The 23,953-nt window shown below is 65.0% G+C and carries 17 protein-coding genes and 2 CRISPR repeat arrays (1 of these 19 running past the window's edge); of the genes, 10 read left to right on the top strand and 7 right to left on the bottom strand.

Features of this window, described 5'->3' with window-relative positions; translation table 11 throughout:
* Positions 1-378: direct repeats of the CRISPR family, unit length 36 nt; unit sequence GTCGCTCCCCTTTGCCGGGGAGCCCTTCGTTGAGGC; it reaches 5,169 nt to the left of the window's first position.
* A 202-nt stretch (positions 379-580) separates the two neighbouring features.
* The 10 genes from istA (at position 581) to JS278_RS02465 (ending at position 14,570) form a co-directional block, all read left to right on the top strand.
* Positions 581-2,137 carry an IS21 family transposase gene (gene istA, locus JS278_RS02510; protein ID WP_114043819.1) on the top strand — a complete coding sequence of 519 codons (1,557 nt, stop codon included), beginning with the start codon at positions 581-583 and terminating at the stop codon, positions 2,135-2,137.
* Complete coding sequence (locus JS278_RS02505; RefSeq protein WP_114043818.1) at positions 2,134-2,901, top strand: ATP-binding protein; 768 nt, start codon at positions 2,134-2,136, stop codon at positions 2,899-2,901. Before istA ends, JS278_RS02505 begins: the two co-directional genes overlap by 4 nt.
* Positions 2,902-3,023: 122 nt before the next feature.
* Positions 3,024-4,287: a CRISPR direct-repeat array (repeat unit 36 nt; unit sequence GTCGCTCCCCTTTGCCGGGGAGCCCTTCGTTGAGGC).
* Positions 4,288-4,991: 704 nt separating this feature from the next.
* Positions 4,992-5,945: a carbohydrate kinase family protein gene (locus JS278_RS02500; RefSeq protein ID WP_181833808.1), complete on the top strand. Its 954-nt coding sequence runs from the start codon at positions 4,992-4,994 to the stop codon at positions 5,943-5,945.
* Between the two features lie 25 nt (positions 5,946-5,970).
* Complete coding sequence (locus JS278_RS02495; RefSeq protein ID WP_114043816.1) at positions 5,971-6,852, top strand: aldolase; 882 nt, start codon at positions 5,971-5,973, stop codon at positions 6,850-6,852.
* 47 nt (positions 6,853-6,899) lie between these two features.
* Positions 6,900-8,147, top strand: a complete 1,248-nt coding sequence (locus JS278_RS02490; protein WP_114043815.1) for an AGE family epimerase/isomerase — start codon at positions 6,900-6,902, stop codon at positions 8,145-8,147.
* A 98-nt stretch (positions 8,148-8,245) separates the two neighbouring features.
* The gene (locus JS278_RS02485) at positions 8,246-9,742 is read left to right on the top strand and encodes a glycoside-pentoside-hexuronide (GPH):cation symporter (protein WP_114043814.1); all 1,497 of its coding nucleotides are present in this window, start codon (positions 8,246-8,248) and stop codon (positions 9,740-9,742) included.
* Entirely contained in the window at positions 9,735-11,993 is a 2,259-nt protein-coding gene (locus tag JS278_RS02480; protein WP_181833807.1) for a glycoside hydrolase family 31 protein, read from the top strand. Before JS278_RS02485 ends, JS278_RS02480 begins: the two co-directional genes overlap by 8 nt.
* Before the next feature lie 9 nt (positions 11,994-12,002).
* Positions 12,003-12,731, top strand: a complete 729-nt coding sequence (locus JS278_RS02475; RefSeq protein WP_114043812.1) for a sulfite exporter TauE/SafE family protein — start codon at positions 12,003-12,005, stop codon at positions 12,729-12,731.
* A 33-nt stretch (positions 12,732-12,764) separates the two neighbouring features.
* A complete protein-coding gene (locus JS278_RS02470; RefSeq protein ID WP_114043811.1) occupies positions 12,765-13,649 on the top strand; it encodes an NAD(P)-dependent oxidoreductase in 885 nt (294 codons plus the stop codon).
* A gap of 93 nt (positions 13,650-13,742) precedes the next feature.
* Positions 13,743-14,570, top strand: coding sequence for a DeoR/GlpR family DNA-binding transcription regulator (locus JS278_RS02465; protein ID WP_114043810.1), 828 nt, complete (start codon positions 13,743-13,745; stop codon positions 14,568-14,570).
* Between the two features lie 211 nt (positions 14,571-14,781).
* Here JS278_RS02465 and JS278_RS02460 read toward each other — a convergent pair whose 3' ends face one another.
* The 7 genes from JS278_RS02460 to JS278_RS02425 form a co-directional block, all read right to left on the bottom strand.
* The gene (locus JS278_RS02460) at positions 14,782-16,194 is read right to left on the bottom strand and encodes an MFS transporter (RefSeq protein ID WP_181833806.1); all 1,413 of its coding nucleotides are present in this window, start codon (positions 16,192-16,194) and stop codon (positions 14,782-14,784) included.
* A gap of 290 nt (positions 16,195-16,484) precedes the next feature.
* On the bottom strand, positions 16,485-18,836 hold the full coding sequence (locus tag JS278_RS02455) for an FAD-dependent oxidoreductase (protein ID WP_114043808.1): 2,352 nt from the start codon (positions 18,834-18,836) through the stop codon (positions 16,485-16,487).
* Between the two features lie 210 nt (positions 18,837-19,046).
* Complete coding sequence (locus tag JS278_RS02450) at positions 19,047-20,072, bottom strand: LacI family DNA-binding transcriptional regulator (RefSeq protein ID WP_114043807.1); 1,026 nt, start codon at positions 20,070-20,072, stop codon at positions 19,047-19,049.
* Positions 20,073-20,552: 480 nt separating this feature from the next.
* Positions 20,553-21,599, bottom strand: a complete 1,047-nt coding sequence (locus JS278_RS02440; RefSeq protein WP_114043806.1) for a zinc-binding dehydrogenase — start codon at positions 21,597-21,599, stop codon at positions 20,553-20,555.
* Positions 21,596-22,408: a class I fructose-bisphosphate aldolase gene (locus JS278_RS02435; protein WP_114043805.1), complete on the bottom strand. Its 813-nt coding sequence runs from the start codon at positions 22,406-22,408 to the stop codon at positions 21,596-21,598. Before JS278_RS02435 ends, JS278_RS02440 begins: the two co-directional genes overlap by 4 nt.
* A gap of 2 nt (positions 22,409-22,410) precedes the next feature.
* The gene (locus tag JS278_RS02430; RefSeq protein WP_114043804.1) at positions 22,411-23,250 is read right to left on the bottom strand and encodes an aldo/keto reductase; all 840 of its coding nucleotides are present in this window, start codon (positions 23,248-23,250) and stop codon (positions 22,411-22,413) included.
* On the bottom strand, positions 23,247-23,903 hold the full coding sequence (locus tag JS278_RS02425) for a class II aldolase/adducin family protein (RefSeq protein ID WP_114043803.1): 657 nt from the start codon (positions 23,901-23,903) through the stop codon (positions 23,247-23,249). Before JS278_RS02425 ends, JS278_RS02430 begins: the two co-directional genes overlap by 4 nt.
* Between the last annotated feature and the right edge of the window lie 50 nt (positions 23,904-23,953).

The raw sequence follows: 23,953 nt of genomic DNA, 5'->3' as shown, positions 1-23,953 counted from the left end.
CGGGGAGCCCTTCGTTGAGGCGGTAATTGGGCCAAGAAGTATGGCATGATATCGGGTCGCTCCCCTTTGCCGGGGAGCCCTTCGTTGAGGCAGCCCCGTCAAGTGAAAGAAGGAAGAACATGGAAGCAAGTCGCTCCCCTTTGCCGGGGAGCCCTTCGTTGAGGCTGAATGGTGATGTGCTTCTTAGTCTTGTCCTCCATGTCGCTCCCCTTTGCCGGGGAGCCCTTCGTTGAGGCCGATGGTGAGATCATCGGACGTCACCATTCCACCGTGTCGCTCCCCTTTGCCGGGGAGCCCTTCGTTGAGGCCGGTCGGTGGCAGCCATCTGCACGACCGCGTCGTGTCGCTCCCCTTTGCCGGGGAGCCCTTCGTTGAGGCCGCCCTGGACCTGCATGACGCTGCCACATGGTGCGCCTAGTTGAATATTTGCTCTGATGAGGTCCGGTGATGGTGCTAGTGGGGGCCAGCCAGTGATGAGTAGGTTGGCGCGGATGGGGACCATTCGTGGTGGTGATGGGGACCGGCCTGCCTAGGCTCCTCCCGTCATGTGAGAGGCACGTGACGAAAGGAGTTGTCACCGATGGTAAGTCGAATTCCGGCGAAGCGAGTGCTCCGCCTCCATGCTCAAGGCCTGTCAGGCCGGGCGATCGCCACCTCCCAGGGCGTGGCCCGCAAGAGTGTCGCCGCGGTCCTTCAGGTCGCCGATCAGCAGGGTATCGACTGGGATGATGTCGCCGACCTCGATGACGCCGAGGTCTATCGGCGGCTGTTCCCCGGCCGGGGCGAGCACGTCAGCGTGTTCACCCTGCCTGACTGGGCCGAGATCCACCGGCAGCTGGCCCGGGTCGGAGTCACCCTGAAACTGCTCCACGGCGAGTACACCGACACGGTCGCCGCTGCGGGCGGGGTCGCGATGAGCTACGACCGGTTCTGCCGGGGATACGAGCACCACGTCGCGCTCAGCGGGATCGATTCGCGGGTCGGCCACAAGGCGGGGCGCACTGTGGAGGTCGACTGGTCGGGGCCCACGATGGAGCTGATCGATCCTGTCACCGGCGAGGTCGCCACTGTGTACCTGTTCGTGGCCTGCCTGCCGTTCTCCCGGTACGCGTTCGTCGAGCCGACCCTGGACATGCGCCAGGACACCTGGTTGCGGGCCCATGTGGCGATGTTCGAGTTCTTCGGCGGCTCGGTGCCCCGGATCGTGTGCGACAACCTGAAGACCGGGGTGATCTCCCATCCCCGCGACGGCGAGATCGTCCTCAACGACTCCTACCGCGAGCTGGCGACTCACTACTCGGCGGCCGTGCTGCCCGGGCGGGTCCGCCGACCCAAGGACAAGGCGAGTGTGGAGAACACCGTCGGCCATATCGCCACGGTCGTGATCGCCGCGCTGCGCCAGACCACGTTCACCAGTCTGGAGACCCTGCGCCAGGCCATCGGTGAGCGCATCAGTGCCTACAACGCCGCACCGTTCCAGAAACGCCCCGGGTCGCGGGCCGGTGTGTTCACCACTGAGGAGCAGCCCCTGCTGCACCGGCTGCCGGCGGTGCGGTTCGAGGTCTCCACCTGGGTGCGGGGCCGCCGGGTGGCTCGTGACGGGCACGTGACCTGGGCCCGCAACCACTACTCGGTGCCCTGGACCCACGCCGGAGAGCACGTGGACCTGAGACTGACCGCTACCACCCTGGAGGTCTGGTCGGCCGACAGCCGGCTGGCCAGTCACCAGCTTCTGGCGGCCACCGCGGTCAACCGGTACTCCACCCGCGAGGCCGACCTGCCGGCCGGCGGCGCCTGGCGGGCCTGGGACCCCGGAAGGGTCCGCGCATGGGCGAATCGGATCGGGGAGGCCACGGCCACCGTGGTCGAGCGGATCTTCGCCTCGGTACCGGTGGCCGAGCAGGGCATCGACCCCGCCCTGGCCGTGCTGAGGCTCTCACGGCGCTACTCGGCGACCCGCCTTGAGGCCGCCGCGCGGATCGGCCTGGACTCGGTCGGCTCGCCCCGCTACGCCCATCTCCAGCCGATCCTGGCCACCGGTCGCGATCGGGCCGGCGACCGGAGCGTCGCGAGTGCCGAGGACCCGGGAACCGGGTTCGTGCGGGGCGCCTCCTACTACGGGGGAGACCAGCTGTGAGCATCATCGATATCGAGACCACCCGCAAGCTCCGCGAGATGGGCGCCGGCGATCTGCTCAGTGCCCTGGAGGCCCAGGACGATGTGCTGGCCGGTGGTCTGGCGTTCGGCGAGCGGATCCGCCTGATCGTCGATGACGCCTACATCGCGTTCACCGACACCAAGGTCACCGGGCTGATCCGGCGGGCCGGGCTGCGTTACCCGAATGCCGACCTGAGGTCGGTGGACCTGGTCGACCAGCGGGGCCTGGATCGGTCGGTCCTGGCCGAGCTGGCCACCTGCGGGTTCGTGGCCGCTCACCGCAATGTGGTGTTGCAGGGTTTCACGGGATCGGGGAAGTCCTATCTGGCCTCGGCGATCGCCAAGGCCGCGTGTGCTCATCGGTACCGGGCTCATGTGATTCGGATGCCGGACCTGGCCGAGGCGTGGAGAGTGGCCGGGGACCGCCCCGGGGGCACATCGAAGTTCATCAAGAAGTATGCGGCGTTCACCGTGCTGGTCCTTGATGAGTGGCTCCTGGACCCACCTGATGAGCCGATGCGGGCGATGCTGCTGGAGTTGATGAAGCACCGTCACGATACGGGGTCGACGATCTTCGCGACCCAATACGCGAAGAAGGACTGGCATGCCCGGTTGGGTGGCGGGGTTCATGCTGACGCGATCCTGGACCGCATCGTACATACCGCTGTATGGATCAACACCGGCCAGGTCAACATGAGGGAGAAGGCGGCCCAAGACGGTCACGCCAGTCAGGGCATGGGCTGACCTACCCGCATGGGGGTCGGAGCGGGTGGTCCCGATGCATGCCAGCCCCGGCCCCCACACGCACCAGGACTGGTTCCCAAAGGCACGAACCACCGGCCTTCAAGTACGCGAATATTCACCTAGTCGCTCCCCTTTGCCGGGGAGCCCTTCGTTGAGGCACCGCCCGCCTGCGACAACCACCACCAGCCCGGCTGGTCGCTCCCCTTTGCCGGGGAGCCCTTCGTTGAGGCCAGACCGATGTGGCGCGCATGGAGCAGGAGATCGCCGGTCGCTCCCCTTTGCCGGGGAGCCCTTCGTTGAGGCGGGGAGGCGCTGCGGGCTCGGATCATCGATGCGATCCGTCGCTCCCCTTTGCCGGGGAGCCCTTCGTTGAGGCCCGCGGCGCACCAACCGCAAGGTCGCAGTCGACAAGTCGCTCCCCTTTGCCGGGGAGCCCTTCGTTGAGGCAACCACTTATCAAGAACCACCTTTGTTAGCTCACACGTCGCTCCCCTTTGCCGGGGAGCCCTTCGTTGAGGCTGCATCATTCCTTGCTTGAACTGGGCAAGAGGATTGTCGCTCCCCTTTGCCGGGGAGCCCTTCGTTGAGGCTTGGAGTTCGGGACGCGGCGGATGGCGCAGCGGGCCTTCATGTCGCTCCCCTTTGCCGGGGAGCCCTTCGTTGAGGCTAGGTGATATCGCCTGGGATTAGCACCAGCCATCGCGTCGCTCCCCTTTGCCGGGGAGCCCTTCGTTGAGGCGTGAGGAGGGTGCGGGAGGGGATTGCAGCACCGACCAGTCGCTCCCCTTTGCCGGGGAGCCCTTCGTTGAGGCGCGTCGGGCGGCCAGATCGGCGGTGTGCAGCGTCTCGGTCGCTCCCCTTTGCCGGGGAGCCCTTCGTTGAGGCGCGGTCAGCGACCACGAGGACGCCCTGGGCTACACGTCGCTCCCCTTTGCCGGGGAGCCCTTCGTTGAGGCGCCGACCCCATGCCGCAGTCCCGCACGGAACTGATGTCGCTCCCCTTTGCCGGGGAGCCCTTCGTTGAGGCCACCGCGCCGACCAGATGCTGCCCCACCCCGACCCCGCGTCGCTCCCCTTTGCCGGGGAGCCCTTCGTTGAGGCATTTACCGGTCGGTTCAGCAGGACGGTCGCACGGAGTCGCTCCCCTTTACCGGGGAGCCCTTCGTTAAGGCTCGGGCTTGAGGTCGCCCAGCACCATGGGAATCACGTCGTTCCTCTTCATTGAGGAGCCCTTCGTTGAGGCTGAAGTCCCTCGAGCGTTTTGACGCCAGGTGCCAGGTTGCTCCCCTTTACCGGGGAGCCCTTCGTTGAGGCGGCACCGACACCGAGGACTGGGCTGCGCGGCAGTTCGTCGCTCCTCTTCTTCGAGGAGCCCTTCGTTGAGGCAGGCAGGCCGTTGCCGCAGTGAGAACTTGTTTGGCAGTCGCTCCCCTCATTGGGGAGCCCTGGTTCAGGCGTCGGTTCCGAGCAGTGCGCCGCCCCGAACCAGCTGTGTCGCTCCCCTTACCGGAGAGCCCTTCATTGACGATCCACCTGCAGCACGTCTGCTCGGCTCAGCTGTAGCCAGTCGAACCTGCCAGCGTGTTCTCCTGTCTTGCTCCTACCGGCGCCGACCCAGATACGTGGCCGCCGACACAGTCGGCGATCGCGTCGACATGCGCACCGCCACCGCGCGTGCGTGCCGCTCGCGACGCCACCCATGGAGCATCAGCAGGGGAGTCAGCTCTTCAGTCATACCGGCCGATCCGCAGCAGCCGGGTACCCGCTGGCCTTTCATCATCGATCGCTCACATTCCCTCGATCATCGCACGGCACACGCAGAAGGTTACTCGTGGCGCACCGAGGCTGGTGCCTGAACAGTCGGGCCAGGCCAACTGCCCCACCACGCCATCGCCACGACAGCCCTTCAGAGGCGCTGTACCAGCTGGATGCGCACACCGCCAGCCTCAGCGGGATGGGGACCCAGATGTTCGATTTCAAACAGTTTGAGATCGTCTCTGTTCACCTCCAAACATCTTCTGTTAGTGTTCCGAACAACAGATCTCGGGGTCGAGAGGGCTGCGCACCAGCCTCAGGAGGAGCGAAGAGTCGTGTCCAACAACGTTGTCGTGACATGTGTCGGTGTCATCACTCTTGATGTCATCGCCATGGTGAGGGCTTTCCCTCAGCAAGAGGGCCGCATGGAGGCCGAGGACGTCATCGTCACCGGCGGGGGCCCGGCCTCGAATGCGGCGGTGGCCCTCGCCAGGCAGGGTGTGTCCACCGCCGTCGTCGGCCGCGTCGGCCACGACGAGGCCGGAGACCAGGCGCTCACCCTTCTGGACCATGCCGGCGTCGACACGACCGGCGTGGTCGTCGATGAATCCGTGAAGACCCAGACGTCATGCATCATCGTCGATCAATCCGCCAGCACCCGATCGATCGTCACAACCCGTTCGAACCCGCTCAACTCCCTGACGCCTCTCGCCCAGGAGCGCATCACGGCCTCCGAATGGGTCCACGTCGACCACATGGGATACCGAGCAGTCACCGACCTGATCAAGCACCGGGTCAGCGGGCACCGCCCACTGATCTCCATCGACTCCGGCAACGCGCCCATCGAAGGATTCGACCCCGCCGACGTCGATCTCTACGTCCCCACCGCCAAGACTCTTCTTGAATGGTCCGGAATCAACGATCTGGACACCGCCGCTCGGAGGGCCCTAGCTCGTGGCGCTCATGCTGTCGTCGCCACCGACGGGGCGAACGGCTGCTCTGCCTGGTGGGACGGCGAAGGAGCCGGATTCGCCGGCTCAGGCACCGATCAGCCCGGTTCGGCCAGCGCTCCAGCATTCGCCCAGCCCTCCGATATCGTCTCGACACTCGGTGCCGGCGACGTCTTCCACGGGGGTCTCCTCTCGGCTCTCGTCCACGGCGTGAGCTGGGCCGATGCGCTGGTGCAGGCGAATATCACCGCCGGACTCTCCTGCCATGGTCGCGATGGGCGTGAGGCCGTGCCCGTCTGGCCCCAGGTCGAAGCACAGGCCGCTGCAATTCTTCATTGATTGAATCGACACGAAGGACTCACACATGTCATCAACCCTTCCCCTCGCCCCCATCAGCCGCGAGTCAGGCGGACTGGCGATGCTGGCGGTCGACCAACGCGAGGCGCTGCGCAACATGCTCGTCACGGCCCGCGGCCGATCCATCTCCGACGCTGACATGACTGACTTCAAGGTCGCCGCAGCTCGTGAACTGAGCCCTTACGCATCCGCCGTCCTCGTCGATCACCAGTTCGCCCTCGACGCCGTCGTCGCAGCCGAAGCGATCGCCTCTAGCTGTGCGCTCATCGCCTCCGCCGACGAGTTCCACCCGGGCAACGGCATCCCGGTCGACCGCGTCACCATCGACACCGAGTCCACCCCCCGACATGCCGTCGAGCTCGGAGCGAAGGCCATGAAACTGCTGGTGCTCTGGCGATCCGACGAGGATCCCCAGACGCGCAGGTCTCTCGTGGACGAGTTCGTCACCCGTTGCCACTCGCAGAATCTCATCGCCATCATCGAGCCCGTGGTCCGCACCCCGCGGACGCATGCCGAGTTCGACAAGGAGACCGCGATTCTGCGCGCCGCCGACGAACTCGGCGATCTGGGTGCCGACCTGTACAAGGCCGAGATGCCACGTGGAGGACGAGGCACCGACGAGGAGTTGTACGCCGCCTGCCGCGAACTCGACTCCAGAATCCCGACCCCGTGGGTCATCCTCTCCTCCGGAGTCGACGCCGACCTGTTCCCCAACTCGGTCCGCCAGGCCGTCAGGGCCGGCGCACAGGGATTCCTGGCCGGCCGCGCGGTGTGGTCCTGCACCCTGCCACTCACCAATTACAACTTCACCTCCGCACTGCGGGATCTAGCAGCCGCGCGACTGTCCCGTCTGGCCCAGATCGTCGACGAGACACTTGCCTCCCGCTGAGACACATCCATTCATTCCCCCACAACGACGTGAACAGGAGACCATCAATGACCAACTGGATCGGAATGCCCGCCCACAACCGCTGGATGGAGAACGAGCTCGACCGCATCCTGGAATTCGGGCGTGGCGCCAAAGTACCCAATGGGTTCGGCTGGCTGTCGAACACTGGCGGTATCCGCGAGGAGCAGGGCACCCAGCTGTGGATCACCGCGCGCATGGTGCATACCTACTCCATCGCTTCGCTGATGGGCCGCCCGGGCGCACGCACCATGGCGGCGCACGGGGTGAAGGCACTCACCGAGGGCCCGCTACGAGACCGTGAGCACGGCGGCTGGTACGCGGTCGTCGCGAATGAGGGCGACGAGGTGACCGACCGGAAGAAGGAGGCCTACGCCCACGCCTTCGCCGCCCTCGGAGCGGCCTCCGCCGTCGCGGCGGGAGTCCCCGGCTCCGAGGAGCTGCTCACCCTCGCCGTCGACTGCATCAACCAACACTTCTGGTCCGACGAGGAGCAGATGGTCGTCGACAACTGGGACGAGACCTTCGCCCACTGCGATGAATACCGCGGCGGGAATGCGAACATGCACTCGGTGGAGGCGTTCCTCGTCCTCCACGACGTCACAGGGGACGATATCTGGCTGGACCGCGCGCTGCGCATCGCATCCGTCCTCATCCATGACGTCGCGCGCAACAACGCTTACCGGGTCAACGAGCACTTCGATGACCAGTGGAACGTGCTGCGCGACTACAACAAGGAGGCGCCGGGCGACCGGTTCCGAGCCTTCGGAGGAACCCCGGGTCACTGGGTCGAGTGGGGACGTCTCCTGGTCCAGATGCGCGCCACACTTGCTGCCGAGGGCAAAAAGGTCCCGGAGTGGATGCTTCCAGATGCTGAAGCGCTGTTCCACCAAGGCGTCGCCGACGCGTGGGCGACCGACGGCGCCCCGGGTTTCGTCTACACAGTCGACTGGGAGGGCGAGCCCGTCATCCGCTCGCGTGTGAGGTGGGTGATTGTCGAGGCGATCGGATCGGCGTACGCCCTCCACAGCGCCACCGGGAAGAGCGAGTACGCCGACTACTACCAGGAGTTCTGGGACTACTGCCGCGACTACCTGCTGGATTACGAGACCGGCTCATGGTGGCAGGAACTCGATGAGACCAATACACCCACCACGAAAGTGTGGAACGGCAAGCAGGACATCTATCATCTCCTCCACTGCCTCATCGTGCCCCGTCTCCCCCTGACGCCGGGAATGGCTCCAGCCCTCGCACGGGGCCTTCTCGACAGGAACTGACACACCACCAACCCATTCATCTATTTCCACAGCGTCGTCGCGCTCAATGCGACGGCGCTGGGAAGACCTGCACCTTTTCACGAAGAAGTGGATCCAAAATGCCTGTGAAGCCCCCGGCGAAACACTCCGTCGCACAACCATCAAACAGCCAACGGAACCGGCTCTCCTGGCGTGAACGCCTCGGCTACGGCACCGGCGATGTCGGCTACAACTTCCTGTTCGACATGGGCCAGCTGTACCTGCTGAAGTTCATGACCGACGGCCTCGGCCTCAACCCGGCGGTCGGCGGCACAGTCTTTCTGGTCGCCAAGATCTGGGACGGATTCGCCGACATGGCTGTCGGAACCTGGATCGACAACAAGAGGAAGCCGGGCCGGTTCGGCCGATACAAGAGCTTCATCCTGTACTCGGTCATCCCCTTGGCCCTGCTCCTCATCGCCAACTTCACAGTGCCGGAGATGTCGCTGAGCGGAAAGACCATCTGGGCCTACGCCGCCTACATCATCTTCGGCACCGTCTACTCCATCGGCAATGTGTCCTACGGATCGATGATCCCCACCATGACCCGGGACCCGCAGGAGCGTGCGGTGCTCTCCTCGATCCGCCAGGGCGGATCCAACCTCGGCCTGCTCATCGCGACCGTCGCCTTCATGCCGATCGTTCACCTCTTCACCAACCAGCGGCACGGCTACACCGTCGCGGTCACCTGCTTCGCGATCGCCGGTATCGCGCTTATCTGCTTCATGTGCTCCAGTGTCAAGGAGCGCTTCACCCACGAGGCCACGAATGCCGCGGCACCCAGCGAGAGCAAGGTGCCGCTGCGCACCCAGTTCAAGCTGCTGCTCCACAACCGGCCGCTGATCGGCATCGCCTTCGCGAACCTGTTCTCTTTCTCCGCGTTCAACGTGAAGCTGGCCGTCCAGGTGTACTTCACGCAGTACATCCTTCACGACGACTGGGCATTGTCCTACCTGGGCCTGTTCTCCATCGGCTGCGTCTTCCCCGCCGTCGCCATCGCACCATGGCTCAGCAAGAAGATCGGCAAGCGCAACACCTACATCCTCGGTTGCGCCATCTGGTTCGTGGCCGACACGATCGCCTTCTTCGCGGTCCACAGCACGCTGTCGCTGGTCATCTTCTCCTGCTTCGCATACTTCGGCTCCGGTCTCCCGACCTCGCTGAACTGGGGCATGGTCTCTGACTGCGTCGAGTACGGCGAGTACAAGTCCGAGGTTCGCAATGAAGCGCTCACGTACTCTTCATTCACCTGGTTCCGCAAGATCTCCCAGGCTGCCGCCGGATTCATTCCCGGCGCCGTTCTTGCCACCGTAGGTTACGTGGCCAATGCCGAGAACCAGTCCTCTGGCACGATCTTCGGCATCCGGGCGCTCATGTTCGTCTATCCGCTGGTCATGTGCGTTCTCACTATCATCATGATGAAGTTCGTGTACAACCTCAGTGACGACAAGGTGCGTCATCTCATCGACGAGCTGGATGCGCGTCAGGTCTCGAAACTGGCGTCGTCCGGCCCCACCACCCCGACGGCATCACCGTCCGACAACGAGTTCCCCTCTTCCGGAGCCTCCAATGACTGATGACTACATGCTCAAGTACGTCTCTGACGTTCACACCGGCAGCAATGAACTGACCTTCGATGTGGCTGCCCTCAGAACCACGAGACTGCCCCATACACCGGGATGGCTCACCGGGGAATCGCCGGAAGACCAAGGTATTGAAACGGGGATGCCGAATCTTCCCCAGGACCTCCAGCTACCGCCTGTCGAGCAGATCGGTTTCAAAGCCCGCGTCAGGGCGCTGGGGCCTGCCACGCTGAGGATCCAACTGGCACCCGCCGACCACCAGATGTGGCGCGAGCCCGACTGCTGGCCCGGCATCATGACGGCCTCCACCAATGGAGATCCGACCTGTACCGTAACCAGCACGGACGATGTCATCCGGGTCGAACTGCCCGAAGCGGAGCTGAGGATCGGAACCCGCCCCCTCACCCTCTCGCTGTACCGCGAAGGCAGGCTGCTGATGCGTACCGGACAGCGGTTGCGCCAGGTCGCGGGTTTCCCCATGGCTCCCCCAGCGCTGTCATGCGACGAGAGCATCTCCCTCAACCTGGAGATGGACACCACCGAGCAGATCTACGGATTCGGCGAGCAGTTCTCCCCACTGCGCAAGAACGGTCAGCGGCTCGTACTGGAGGTCAACGACGCGCTCGGAACTGGCACCGGGCGCACCTACAAGCCGGCCCCGGTGTGGCACTCAACCAACGGCTACTCCGCGTTCATCAACACCGGCGCGAATGTGACGGCCGATATCGGCCATGAGCGCCCCAGCGTGCTCGGGCTGACCCTTGACGACTCGGGCCTCGACCTCATCATGTTCGCCGCGCCCACCCCGGAGGCGCGTCTCGGCGACTACACCGCGCTGACGGGCACGGCGAAGCGTCCTCCCCTGTGGGCATTCGGCTACTGGATGGGACGCTGCCGCTACCACTCGAGCACTGAGATGCTGGAGGTCGGGAAGCGCATGCGTGAGGAATCGATCCCCGCCGACGTCCTTCACCTGGATCCCGACTGGCTCATCGTCGATCGGCTTCAGACCGACTACATCTGGAACGAGGAGCGTTTCGGGAACCGTAAGAAGTTCATTGATGACCTGGCCGAACTGGGCCTGCGCCTTTCGATGTGGGAGGTCCCGTACCTCGATCCGGCATCTCCCCTGTTCGAGGAGGCCGAGTCTGGCGGGCATCTTCTGCGCAATCCCGATGGCAGGCTGGCCCACATCGAGGGCACGCCCACTCCCGACGGGCGGTTCCGGGCCTTGTTCGACCTCAGCCGCCCCGAGACCCGCGCATGGATCCTGGACAAGCAGCGTCCGTTCTTCGACGACGGCCTGGCCGTCATCAAGACTGACTTCGGTGAAGGCTGCCCTCCGGGCGCGGTCTCGGCCGACGGAACACCCGGCAACTACATCCATAACCTGTACACGTTGAAGTACAACGGTGCGATCTACGACATGATCGGAGACCTCACCGGGCGTACGCCGTTCGTCTGGGCGCGCAGTGGCTGGGCGGGCTCCCAGCGCTACCCCGGGCAGTGGGGAGGCGATGCGGAGTCCACCGTGGTGGGCATGCAGGCGACGTTGCGTGGCGGCCTGTCCTACGCGTCGTGCGTACCGAGTTTCTGGAGCCACGACATTGGTGGGTTCTACGGTCCTGAACTGACCCCGGGCCTCTACATACGTTGGACTCAGTTCGGCGCCTTCTCCCCGCTGATGCGGGCCCATGGCCTTCGTCCCAGGGAACCCTGGGAGTTCGGCGAGCAGGCACTTGAGGTCTGTCGCGACTGGATCCGGCTGCGCTACAGCCTGCTGCCATACCTGTGGCAGGTCGGTCGTGAGGTGGAGACGAAGGGTCTGCCGTTCATCCGGCCGCTGTGCCTGGAGTACCCCGACGATCGGGTCGCCATCGACATCGACGACGAGTACCTGTTCGGCCACGACCTCCTGGTGGCACCGGTCATGGACGACGGCACCGATCCGGTGACGCGCAGCATCTACCTGCCCGAGGGGACCTGGTACGACTTCTTCACCGACGAGCGGTTCGAGGGCCCCGGCTTCATCGAGCGCAAGGTGTCGATCGAGCAGTTGCCGGTGCTCGTCAGGGACGGTGCCGTGATACCGCGCGTCGACGTGGACGGGTCCGTCCGTTCGACCGACGATCTGCTCGACCGTCCTTGGACCGTTCACGTCTGGGACAACGGCGAGACGGACCTCTCGGGACTCGAAGGGTTCGACGGGACGCCTGAGATCGCACAGGTCATCAAGCATGGGTAATCTCGGCCAATGAGCGTGACGGCGACATGGATCCTCACCGGGGCGGTTCTGTTTATCGCCTCGATGGTCCAGAGGGTCACAGGAATGGGGCTGGCCCTGCTGGCCTCCCCATTCCTGGTCCTCATTCTCGGATCCACCACGGGGATCCAGACCTGCCAGTTCGTCGGCCTGGGCGTATGTCTGGCGAGTGCCGTCGCCCTTCGCAGAGACATCAACCTGCGCAGAACCGGACTGCTGCTCGTCGCCTCGGCCATAGGCCTGTTACCCGGAGTCTGGATATCTCGAACGTTGTCGTCGGCGTGGCTGTCCATCGTGATCGGATCAGTCACGATCTGCGCTCTGGCGAGCATCCAGTTCCTGCGACGATCGAGCGTCTTCGAGGGCCGGAAAGGGGTCGCTCTGGCAGGCGGCCTCTCAGGGTTCATGAATGTCACGGCCGGTGTCGGCGGGCCACCGCTGGTGGTGTACGCCAACTCGACGGGCTGGCGATACACGGAATACGTCGCAACCGTTCAACTGTTCTTCACCGGACTGAACGTCATGTCCCTCGCGGGGCGGGGACTACCGCAAGTACCCGGATCCGCGTGGGCGGTCATCATCGCGACCGCGGCCGGCGGAACGTTGTTGGGCAATTTTGCGGGCCCCAGAATCAACGACAATCTGGCCAGGCGTCTTGTCCTAGCCATCGCACTCGTAGGCTCTCTGGCCACTGTCATCCGTGGCATCACCAGCCTCTGACACCAACACACACCTACTGAAATGGAGAAACGCATGATCCGTAGAATCACTGTCATCGGCGCTGGACGGATGGGTGGCGGTATCGCGAAGAACCTTGCTCGCGACGACGCATTCGACGTCACCGTCTCCGACTTCAGCCGCCAGGCCGTCCAGGCGTGCGTCGACGCCGGTGCCGCCGACGGGGGTAGCGCCACTGCCGCCGTCGCCGACGCGGACCTCGTCATCACCAGCCTGCCGATGCCCGAGACCGTCACCGCCGTCTACCGGGACGCGATCGGCTCCTCACCCGCCGACACCCTCTGGATGGACGTGTCCACCATCGACCCGGCGACGGCGTCAGCATTGGAGAGGACTGTCGAGAGCAGCGGCCGGCGCTTCGTCGCCTGCCCCCTGGGCAAGGGGCCGGCCCAGGCGGAGGCCGGTACCCTCCCGCTGTTCGTCGGAGGCAAGGAAGAGCTGCTCGAGCCGCTCGAACCCGTCTTCGCGTGCATCGGCGAAGGCGTGCATTACATGGGATCGGTCGAGGCGTCGACCTCGTTCAAGATCGTGTCGAACATGATCGGCATGACGAATCTCGCCGTGATGTCGGAAGGGTATGCGCTGTGCAAGGAATGCGGCGTGACCGACGAGGCATTCGTCGATGCCCTGCGTAATACAGGGGCATGGTCGGCCCAGGCCGACCTGCGGCTCCCGTGGATCATGAACGGGGACTTCGGGAATCGCTTCGGTGTGGACCTCGCGCTGAAGGATGTCCGGCTCGCCGTCGACATCGCCGCACGCCGCGGAATCCCCGCTCCTGTCGGTGCATCCGGTCTGTCGCAGCTGGTCGCGGCGCATGCACTCGGTTTCGGGAGCGAGGACGCCGATGCCGTGTTCAAGGTCGTCGTTCCGGGATCGAGGACACAGGACGGCGAGTAGGCACGCATACCATCCCGCGACACCACCAGCCATTGCCCGACCTGGCCGGTGGGCGTCGTGGGATATGGTCCCATCCATGGAAGAGGTCAGGCGATGACGGAACCGTCCAGAGAGACGACGCGCACCCCCAGCAAACGCCAGGCCGCGATCCTCCGGCGTCTGAGCAAGCTCGGTTTCGCCAGCACGACCAGCCTCGCCAACCACTTCCAGGTCTCGGAGATGTCGATCCGTCGTGACGCAGCGGCGATCGAGAAACTCGGGCTGGCGCGACGGGTCCACGGTGGTCTCGTGTCCTTGAGAGCGGTGACGGACGGCAGCAGGGATTTCTTCGGACGCAATATCGTGAACTCGATGGAGAAGGAGGTCATCGCGCGCGCCGCGGCGCAGGCGGTCGGTGATCAGGACGTCATCGTGATCGATGCCGGCACCACCGCCTACCAATTCGCCCGCGCACTGCCGGAGACCTTTCGCGGCACAGTGATCTCCCACTCTCTGCCGGTATTCAATCTGATGCTCAACCGGTCGAATGTCACCACGATCAGTCTCGGTGGAGAACTGTATCGACGGAGTCAGGCATTCATCGGATCCTCTGCGCTCACGGCCGCACGGGAGCTGAAGGCCGGGACGTTCTTCATGGGCGCTGCCGCCCTCGACGCACGCGGAATCTATGCATCGCTGGATATCGAGAAAGAGATCAAGCGGGCCCTGATCGGTATCTGCCAGAACATCGTGCTGCTGGCCGACAGCACGAAATTCAATGCCAACGCACCCGTCGCGCTGGTCCCGTGGGACGATCGATTCACCGTCCTGACCGACCGTCTTCCCAGCACCGAGCTGCTGGCCGAGTTCGCGGACCGGGGGGTCCGCGTCGACGAGGCGGATTCGCTGCCAGCACGTGAGGGCGTGGGGATGATCAGCTGACCTGGCCGTCTCGTCACCCCCCGAGAGCTGGAGCCCCTCGTTGAGATCTCCATGCCCAACCTCAATTCCGTTGAGTGATCACCCCAAGGGCACGCGCATCCATGCGACGGTGTCCACGTACGAGCGGGGCCAGTTTCGGAGTGACCCCTGGTACGCAACGACTCGGTTCCGTCATCCGACGGAACCGAGTCGTTACTTTTCTACTTCAAGATCACCCTGCTTCCGGTGTCACCAAATTATGCTGTCGATCAGCCTTCTTTCCCCAGTGCACCGTCAGAAGGGCGATGATCGCGACCGTTGGGCAGATTGCGATCAGGAGCATCGTGGACTTGATACCGATCGCGGCCAGGACGACCGGGAAGAAGAACAGGCCGAGCGCCGAGCCGATACGGCCCATGGTCTCGGACCAGCCGGTTCCGACTCCACGGATCTCGGTCGGGTACGCGACAGCCGCCAAGGTCTTCGACAGCGGCCCTGGCCCGAACGAGGTACCAGCCAGGAGGAACACAACCAGGAACACGGGAAGCAAGGACGGGTCCTGCCCTCCACCGACACCGACGAGGCCGATCCACACCAGACAGACCAGGACGAGCCCATATCCCACGAGCCCGAGGCGGCGAAGGCCGAGTCGGGAGGTGAGCCTGACCCCCAGCAGGCCCGCAATCATGCCGAGCCCCTGAGCGCAGATCGTGGCGGTGATCGTGGAGACCATGTCCTTGCCGAAGACCATCGCTGCAATGACCGGGATGTAGAACCCGACGCCGTAGTACTGCAGCTGCTGCGCGAACGCGCAGATGGAGACCAGCAAGGTCTTGGGTCGCTGCTGACCTCGGAAGAGGTCCTTGACCCCGTACTTGGATTTCTCTTCGTCGACCAGGGCGTCATCGCTGTCATCGGGCTCGACCACCACGTCGAGGTCATAGGTGCTCCCCAGCACCCTGGCCGCCTGCTCCAGACTCTGGTGCTTGGCCGACCACTGCGGGGACTCCTCGGAATACTTCAGCCGCAGGACCAACGCGACGATGGCGATCACCGCACCGAAACCGACCGTGAAGCGCCAGATGTGCGACGTGACGGCATTCAGCGCGAATGGAAGAGCGATGCTTACACCCAGGATGTTGGAGAACGAGGACACCGGCTGCCAGAAATTGATGAACTTGGCGTTCGTCTCTTTGGTCAGCAGCTCCGCCATGAATGAGAAGGCGACTGGCATATCCAGTCCAACGGCGACCCCCAGGAGCACCCTGAAGAACAGGGCCATCCAGAAGTTCATCGACAAGCAGACGCCGATCGGTGCGATGGTCAGCAGCACGGCGCAGATGATGAACAGCTTGTACCGACCCGTACGGTCGGAGATGATTCCACCCGCCAACGCGCTCACCAACGCTCCCAGCGCGGTGGACGCGGTGATGAAGCCGACCTCGGTCGGGGTCAGGTGGAGGTCATTCGTCATCGACGTGACGCCGATGCTCAGGCTTCCGAGATCGTAGGCGTCAGCGAAGACAGAGGTCATCGCGATCGCGAACAGGATCCCCACACGCGGTGTATTACGAGGATTCTCTTCCAGATACTTGAGGATGCCACGACGACTGTGAACAACAACGGTTTCTCGTTCGGATGACATGTCCGGTCTTACCGTAGTATTTGTCATTTTATGCCACTCTTCCTTAAGGGCACCAATATTACTGGTGGACCAACGCTGGTCCGTTTCACACAGCAAGCGTATTGAATTGTCGTATATCGAATAGTTCGACGCCTAGAATACGGCGACATTCCTTATCGTCGAAACTTTATCCAAGAATGGCCTGAGATGGCCCCTCGCGGTCCGGGTCCGGATGGTCAACCGGACCCGGACCGAGGAGTCAGAATCTCAACGGGAAATCGTCCGGATCCGATCCGAACACCGGATTGCACTCATACGGCCACTTCATGGCCGGCGTATGCGGGCCTGGTGCAGACCGGGTCCTCATAGGCGCGGATCTCGTAGACACCGGCAGAAGGATCCCCATTGGTTGCCAGGCAGACGAGCCGCAACTGGTCCGTGGTCACAGCAGTCTCCAGCGTATGCACCACGCGGGTGGAGGTGTTGCCCTGAACCCTCACCACCGTGCGCCACCCATCCGCTCCCGCGACCTGGATCTCGTAGTCGCGCAGTGTCTGCGGATCCCGGAAGAAGGGCGGGTATGCGTGGTATTCGCGAAGCAGGTGACCGGGGAAGGTCACCTGGATCTGACGGATCGTCTTCTGCGAGCCCCAGGCGAGCTGCAGCCATGCCGGCAACGGGTAGGCAGGATCAGAACGCCACTCGTTGGTGGAGCGGTGCGGACGCGCCTCGCCGGAAATGACCTGCTGCGGCTCGTACCCCCGCTGGGCGGGGTTGACACGGAAGGACAGCGTCTGACCGGATCCGAAGCGGCGATAGTGACCGGGGCGGTCCTCATACGTGGCGATCTGGCCCGGCAGAACCGCTGGAGATATGTGCCACTCCACGTCCGGAGACGCTTCAAGATCGATTCGGACGTAGCTGACCTCCTCGCCACTGGACGGCAGCGCGACATCCCAGTCCACCCAGGTGGGACCACCGACAGGCACCGTCAGCTCAGTGGAGGCCAGCGGCTCGCCGACATTGGACCGGTAGTCCCAGATGTCAGTGGCCGGATACAGGCAGGCCCTGACCGTCGTCGGGGAATCGCCGTGGTTCGAGAGGGCCAGACCAATCGTGTCGAGAGATTGACCGGCACCACGGATGATCCACTGCGCGGTCCGTCTCTCAAGGCGTCCGGTCGCGGGGAAGAGCGGGTAGTCCTTCCAGTAGTCGACTCCCCCGAGGTGGCTCAGGGAGGACGGCCCGACGCCTGTGACCAGAGCTGAGGAGCTGGCCGTGACCGTGGCAGTCCTGGCCAGATCCAACGGATCTCTATTGGCCACATGCACCAGGAAGGCACCGTCGCGCAGCAGCGTCTGCTGGATCTCGGCGACGTTGGCCATAGCGGCATCACCGACGTTCTCAGCTCCGTGGTTGAGTCCGGCGGCGACGCCGACCGCCTGCCCCATCGAGGCGCAGGTGCCGATGACGCGGGTCGCCGAGAGCGCAGCATGGGTCGCGGACATGTCGCGGCCGGCGAAGAACAGATTGCTGAGTGCCTGAGAGGTCAACGATGACAGCGGGATGGAGAACGGTCCGACGTACTTGCTCCCCATCGATGCCGCGTGCGGATCCCCCCACTGGTTCGCCGTAGTGGGTTCGGCGACCTCCTTGAGAAGACCACCGATCGTGTGCAGGTCCATGTACCAGCCGCCGAAGGCGACCTCGTCCCCGAAGGCCGGGTTCTCCACCAGATCCTGTTCTCTGAGGATGTGCCTGCCCTCGAGCCGCCTGGACTCCCGCTTACCAGGGATCTGCCCCACCCAGTCCAAGGCCAGCGTCGCGGCTCGGGGAGACCAGTACGGATCACGGTTCTTGAGGTAGTCCCAGATACCCAGCACATGGCGCGTCAGTTCGTGGCGCAGCGTCTCATTGTCATAGAGGGTATCCCACGGGGAACCGAGCTCAATCCACCAGTACCCGCATTCAAGGTGCGGGACCTTGCGCCCTCCATCGGCGAAGAATCTCTGATCGTCATAACGGACGGCCCAGTCCGGCGCGTGGAACTCGGTGAGAGCGCCCGTGTCAACGGTCTTGAAGCACAGAGTCGAACCCATGGTGTCTGGTGTCGCCTCACGCGGCGCGTAGGTCTCACCGAACTCGCTGCCGGCCTCCATGCCCTGGCGGCCCGGATTTCCGGCCAGCTCACCGAGCGTCCCGTCTCCGGTGCAGTCGATGAACGCATCGGCTGAAATGTCGCGGATGAGCTCCGCTCCCCAGGTGCGCGCCTGAATCCTGGTGATACGGCCATCCTCGACCGTGGCGCTCTCAACGCCGGTGTTCAGCTCCAATGTGAGATTCTCGGTCCGCACGACCATGTCGTAGAGAACCATGTCCCACACCGAGTTCGTCCAGCCGTCCTCCCAGATCTTCGCGTGATTGACGACCCTGTCCTGAATCAGCGCCTCGGCGATCACGCCGGTCTCTCGTGCGTAACCGTGGAAGGCTGCCGCGCCATGGGGAGTCACCCGGACCTCCGAGGAGGAGTTACCTCCGAGGACGGGACGGTCCTGAATCAACACCGTCTTGGCTCCGTGCCGAGCCGAGGCGACTGCCGCAGAGACTCCGGCCATCCCCCCGCCCGCAACGACAACGTCATAGCGCTCAGTAACTGTGCGCATCGATCCTCTCCTCTTTCGTACCGGTACCACGACGTCCCTGGCTGACGGAGAACCTCCACAAGACTCTCTTGCACCGACGCCACCACATCGTGGCTTCAGCCCACCTGAGGTGGACCGGTCCATCTTTGTGGACCGGTCCACAACATACGCTCGCCTAAATGTGAGGTCAATACCCTTCGATCAAGTGCTCTGACGAATCGTTCCCGCAAGTCACGGCCGTGAGCGCCCTGCGGAGGACCGCACCACAAGCCGGGGCCTGATCCGGATCTGTCGGGCGGCGTCGTCTCCCGGTCGGGCCGCCAGGAGCGCCGATGCCGCGGCGGCACCGATCTTCTGATTGTCCGGATCGACGGTCGTCAGTTGGATCAGGCCGTAACCCGCGAGTGGGGCGTTGCCGTAACCAACCACCGCGACATCCACTCCAGCTTCGCGTACAGCGGCGAGAGCACCGGCCGCAGCCGGGTCGCCGGCAGTCGTGATCGCAGTGGGAGGACTGGCGGACGCGAGGAACTCTCGCGTCGAGCGGTATCCGGCGTGCTCCTCGAAATCTCCCCATTCGACATGCGTGTGAGCCCCCAGCCCATGTCTGGCCATAGCTTTCTCGTAGGCGGCAGCTCGCGCCACACCCACCCGGCCGATTCCAGCAATATGTGCGATATCGCGATGCCCCAGCCCGACCAGGTGTGTGATGACGTCATCCATTCCGGCCACGTCATCGGTGAACACCTCGGCCGCGACGGGCAGATCCACCTCTCTGGATCCGGCGACGACAGTGGGCACCTGAGCAGCCAGCGGTCCCAGAGAGCGCATATCGCGCACCGCGCCCACGATCAGGAGGCTGGATGGCCGCAAGTCATGGATGAACGCGACCTGGGCCTCTTCCAAAGTGCGATCGGCGCCCGGCTGGCTCAGGCTGGCCGTCGACAGCAATACTTCATGGCCCGATTCCCTGAGCTGCCGGTAGGCGCCAACGACAATCGGAGCCAGGGCCGCGGAGTACAGATCTGACATCACAATGCCGATGAACCCTCCGTCGGAGCTGTTCAGCGCGCGCGCCGACCAACTGGGCCGGAACCCGAGGTGTTCCGCAGTGCTCATGATGCGATGGAAACTCTCTGCACCCACTCGGCCAGGATCCACGAACGCGCGTGACACGAGGGATTTCGAGACGCCGGCCGCTGCCGCCACATCCCGGATTGTCGGCCTCTTTTGATGGCCCGGTTCGACGCTCGACATGGCGTCAGAATATCCACAGGAAGCGACTCCCCCCGATAACCGCGGGCGAGCCCCCAGCGTGATGCCGTTCCTCGCAGGGCCCTCATGGGTTACGGTCAGATTCAGATGAGGAACACTCCTCGATGCTCTTCTCCAGCGTCCCGAAGACCCCCGAATCAGGCTCGATCAGCTCGTAGTGGCCCACATCGGCGCCATGCTGCGCCAACGACGCCAAGTGTCCCCGGTCATACCGCGGACGCCAGAACCCGCCATGGATCAGCACCATCCTGGAGGACTACCGCACCCCGATAGCGGGCCGCGGCACGCAGTACGGGGCCCTCGCCGCCGAGCGGTACCTCCGCGAGGGCCGCACCGAAAGCCCGGTCGAGCCCATCGACCAGACCATCGCCCTCATGGAGACCCTCGACGAGATCCGCCGGCAGATCGGCGTCCACTACCCAGGGGTCGACGACACGGAGTGAGCCCTCAATGGCCACGCCCTCAGTCCGGCACCACAGCCACCTTGATCCCCGCTCCTGATGCCGAGTACTCGATGGCCTCCTTCACGTCGGCCAGCGCGAAGGTGTTGGTCACCAGCGATTTCACATCCACCGCACCCGAGGCGATGAGGTCCAGCGCCTGCTGATGCTGCTGGCGTGCGGCATTGGAGGCCCCGTACACCTCGATCTCCCCGTAGTGGATGAGGTTCGGATCGATTGACGCCGCCCCGGCCTCCCCCTTCGGGAATCCGGCGAAGGCACTCACCCGGCCCCTCTTGCGCACCGAGCGCAGGGCGTCATTGACCAGTGCCGGACGCCCCACGCACACCACGGCGATGTCGGCTCCCAGGCCGCCGGTGACCTCACGGCAGTACTCGGCGATGTCAGTCCGGCTCGGGTCGACGACGTCGGTGGCGCCGAGCTGCCGGGCCACCTCCATCCTGGAGGCCGAGACGTCGGAGACGATGATCCGTGACGCCCCGGCGAGCCGGTTGATCTGGGTGTGAAGCAGCCCGATGGGCCCGGCCCCCATGATGAGCACGGTAGTGCCGATCCCGGGTCGGTAGTTCCGCGCCCCGTTGAGGACGCAGCCCAGCGGCTCGGCCAGGGCGACCTCCGCGGCGCTCAGCGCGGGATCGGCGACGAAGGCCGACCCGCGTCGCACCGCCAGCTCCGGCACCAGGACGTAATCGGCCAGGCCGCCGTTGAGGCGGTAGCCGAAGATCCGCGGTTCCAGGCACAGCTGCTCCAGGTGGGCGACGCAGTACGGGCACACCCCGCAGGAGACGGCCGGGTCCAGGCCGACCAGGTCCCCCTCCGAGAATCCGGTCACCTCGGAACCGACCTCCACGACATGGCCGGAGATCTCATGGCCGAGGACCACGCCGACGTCGATCCCCGCGGACTTCTCCCCACGCAGGATGCGGACGTCGGTGCCGCACACCGTGTTCGCCCCAGTCCGCAGCAGGATGTCGCCGGGGCCCGGACGGGGGTCCGGGATCTCCCGGAGCTCCAACTCGCCCGGGCCGAGGAAGACTGCGCCTCTCATGATTCGATCCTTTCCGAAGGCGCCCCGGAGTGCGTGATCCGGGCGAACGTGGCCAGCCGGGAGTCGATGTCGTCGGCCTGCCACACATTGCGTCCGAAGATGAGTCCCCGGGCTCCCGAGCCGATGGCCTCTCCCGCGGCCCGGGCCACGGCGTCGTCATCTCCCTTCGCGCCGCCCAGGGTGAGCACGGGGATATCGCCCACACAGGCGATGATCTTCTCCTCGGCGCGCCGGTCCCCGACGTATTCGGTCTTGACGGCGTCAGCGCCGAGCTCGGCGGCGGTGCGGCACACCTGGGCCAGCAGCGCCGGATCCTTCTGGTTCTCGTTGCGCAGCCCCCACAGGGTGCATTCGACGATCACCGGGAGCCCGGCCCGGTGGGCCCCTTCGAGATAGCCGGCCAGCGCCTCCACATTGTCGTAGTACATGCCCTCAGCCCGAGGACGTCCGATGAGGAAGGTGCACACCGCTCCGGCTCCCAGCGCCAAGGCCTCGGACGGGGTGGCGACGACACGATGGGTCTCGCCCTGCTCCTGTTTCATGGCGGCGTCCAGTGGCGTCCAGTCGGCGCGCAGCACCGGAACGGGGGCACCTCGGCGGGCGAAGATGTGCCCGGCCTGGGCGAGCATTCCCTTGTTGAGCAGGATTCCGTCGGGATTCCCGGCGGCGATGCGCTCCAGCAGCCTCACCGGATTCCCCAGGGCGGGGTCCAGTGGAAGCGACATTCCGTGGTCGAAGGCCACGATGAACGATCTGTTGGACGTCCGGTCGAACAGTCGTCCCAGTCGTATGGACACTCCGTCGGTCATGGTCAGTACTCCTCGTCGATCAGTGGGTTCTTCCCGCACCGGAATTGCGGCACGGCGTCGATCCGGGCGATCTCCTCGTCACTCAGTGTCATGCCGACGGCGGCCAGATTGGCCCGCCATCGGTCCGGGTGGGAGGACTTCGCCACGCAACTCACCCGGCGCCCGGCCATCCAGGCCAGGCACACCGATGCCGGGGTGGTGCGGTGATCCTCGGCGACCTGGCGCAGGACCGGATCCTCCAGAAGCGCCCGGCCCGCGTCCAACTGTCCCCGGCCCAGCGGCCCCCATCCCTGGGGGATGACGCCGCGCTCCCGGCATCCCTCCACCAGTTCGGCCTGCGGCCAGCCCGGATGCATCTCGAACTGGTTGATGACCGGATATTCGCCGACGGCGTCGGCCAGCCTGTCGAGATGAGCAAGTGGGAAGTTCGAGACGCCGAGCGCCTTTACGAGCCCCTGCCTGCGCAGATCGATCATCTCCCGATAGGACTCGATGTACTTGTCGAGCCGCGGAACCGGCCAGTGGATGAGGTAGAGGTCGATCCGGTCCAGGCCGAGGTTGCGCAGGCTGGCGTGGAAGGCCCGGGTGGTCTGTAGGGCTCCCTGGTCCCCGGCCCTCAGCTTGGTGACGACGGTGATCTCCTCGCGGGGCACCCCGGACTCCCGGACGCCCCGCCCGACCCCGTACTCATTGTGGTAGCGCATGGCGGTGTCGACCATCCGGTAGCCGTCGCGCAGCGCTCCGGCCACGCAGCGGGCCGCGGCGTCGTCGTCGAGTTGCCAGGTGCCGAAGGAGATCCTCGGCACCCGGAAGGGTTCCCTGTCGGTGTCTGCCGGGGTCATGACTTGTCGGTGTTCAGCGCTGCCGGGGTGTAGCCGGAGATCCCGATCCCGGCGTCGGCCATCTGCTCGGCCGACAGGGTCTTGACCGGCCGGCCGGTCGACATGGCGCGCAGCTGCACCTCGCAGATGTACTCGAGGTAGGGCAGCAGATCCAGCGCCTTGGCGAGGGTCGGGCCGGTGGTGATCGCCCCATGGTTGCTCATCAGCGCCCCCTTCCGGCCGGCCAGTGCCTCGGTGACGTTGCGGGCCAGGTCGTCGGTGCCGAACTCGGCGTAGGGGGCCACCCGGATCGGGCCGCCGAACATCGCCGAGTAGTAGTGCGAGCAGGGCACCTCGTCGCAGACCAGGCCCATCGCGGTGGACGCCGGGGCGTGGTTATGGGTGATCCCACCAGCGTCGGTGGCCTGGTAGACGCTGAGGTGGAGCGGCAGCTCCGAGGAGGGCTTGAGGCGCGCCTCGACCGGGGTGCCGTCGAGCCGGTGGACGCAGACATCGGCGGCGGTGAGCTCCTCATAGGGCACCGCCGAGGGTGAGATGACGACCAGGTCGTCGACCCGGATCGAGACATTTCCGGCGGTCCCGACGACCAGCCCCTTGTTCTGCATGACATGGCATGCGTCGACGACGCTCTGCCTCTCGGCTTCCAGCATCATGATGCAACTCCTTCGAAGGTGTGGTGGGCCTGCTCCGATCTGCCATGACC

The organism is Acidipropionibacterium virtanenii (genome assembly GCF_003325455.1).
Classification (GTDB): Bacteria; Actinomycetota; Actinomycetes; order Propionibacteriales; family Propionibacteriaceae; genus Acidipropionibacterium; species Acidipropionibacterium virtanenii.
Note: the sequence above shows the minus strand (reverse complement) of the source record. Positions and strands in the feature narration are given on the sequence as shown.

Bases quoted from the DNA above. Each gene is read 5' to 3' on its own strand.
- istA (WP_114043819.1), top strand. From the start codon at position 581: ATGGTAAGTCGAATTCCGGCGAAGCGAGTGCTCCGCCTCCATGCTCAA.
- JS278_RS02495 (WP_114043816.1), top strand. From the start codon at position 5,971: ATGTCATCAACCCTTCCCCTCGCCCCCATCAGCCGCGAGTCAGGCGGA.
- JS278_RS02490 (WP_114043815.1), top strand. From the start codon at position 6,900: ATGACCAACTGGATCGGAATGCCCGCCCACAACCGCTGGATGGAGAAC.
- JS278_RS02485 (WP_114043814.1), top strand. From the start codon at position 8,246: ATGCCTGTGAAGCCCCCGGCGAAACACTCCGTCGCACAACCATCAAAC.
- JS278_RS02480 (WP_181833807.1), top strand. From the start codon at position 9,735: ATGACTGATGACTACATGCTCAAGTACGTCTCTGACGTTCACACCGGC.
- JS278_RS02475 (WP_114043812.1), top strand. From the start codon at position 12,003: ATGAGCGTGACGGCGACATGGATCCTCACCGGGGCGGTTCTGTTTATC.
- JS278_RS02470 (WP_114043811.1), top strand. From the start codon at position 12,765: ATGATCCGTAGAATCACTGTCATCGGCGCTGGACGGATGGGTGGCGGT.
- JS278_RS02465 (WP_114043810.1), top strand. From the start codon at position 13,743: ATGACGGAACCGTCCAGAGAGACGACGCGCACCCCCAGCAAACGCCAG.
- JS278_RS02460 (WP_181833806.1), bottom strand. From the start codon at position 16,194: ATGTCATCCGAACGAGAAACCGTTGTTGTTCACAGTCGTCGTGGCATC.
- JS278_RS02455 (WP_114043808.1), bottom strand. From the start codon at position 18,836: ATGCGCACAGTTACTGAGCGCTATGACGTTGTCGTTGCGGGCGGGGGG.
- JS278_RS02450 (WP_114043807.1), bottom strand. From the start codon at position 20,072: ATGTCGAGCGTCGAACCGGGCCATCAAAAGAGGCCGACAATCCGGGAT.
- JS278_RS02440 (WP_114043806.1), bottom strand. From the start codon at position 21,599: ATGAGAGGCGCAGTCTTCCTCGGCCCGGGCGAGTTGGAGCTCCGGGAG.
- JS278_RS02435 (WP_114043805.1), bottom strand. From the start codon at position 22,408: ATGACCGACGGAGTGTCCATACGACTGGGACGACTGTTCGACCGGACG.
- JS278_RS02430 (WP_114043804.1), bottom strand. From the start codon at position 23,250: ATGACCCCGGCAGACACCGACAGGGAACCCTTCCGGGTGCCGAGGATC.
- JS278_RS02425 (WP_114043803.1), bottom strand. From the start codon at position 23,903: ATGATGCTGGAAGCCGAGAGGCAGAGCGTCGTCGACGCATGCCATGTC.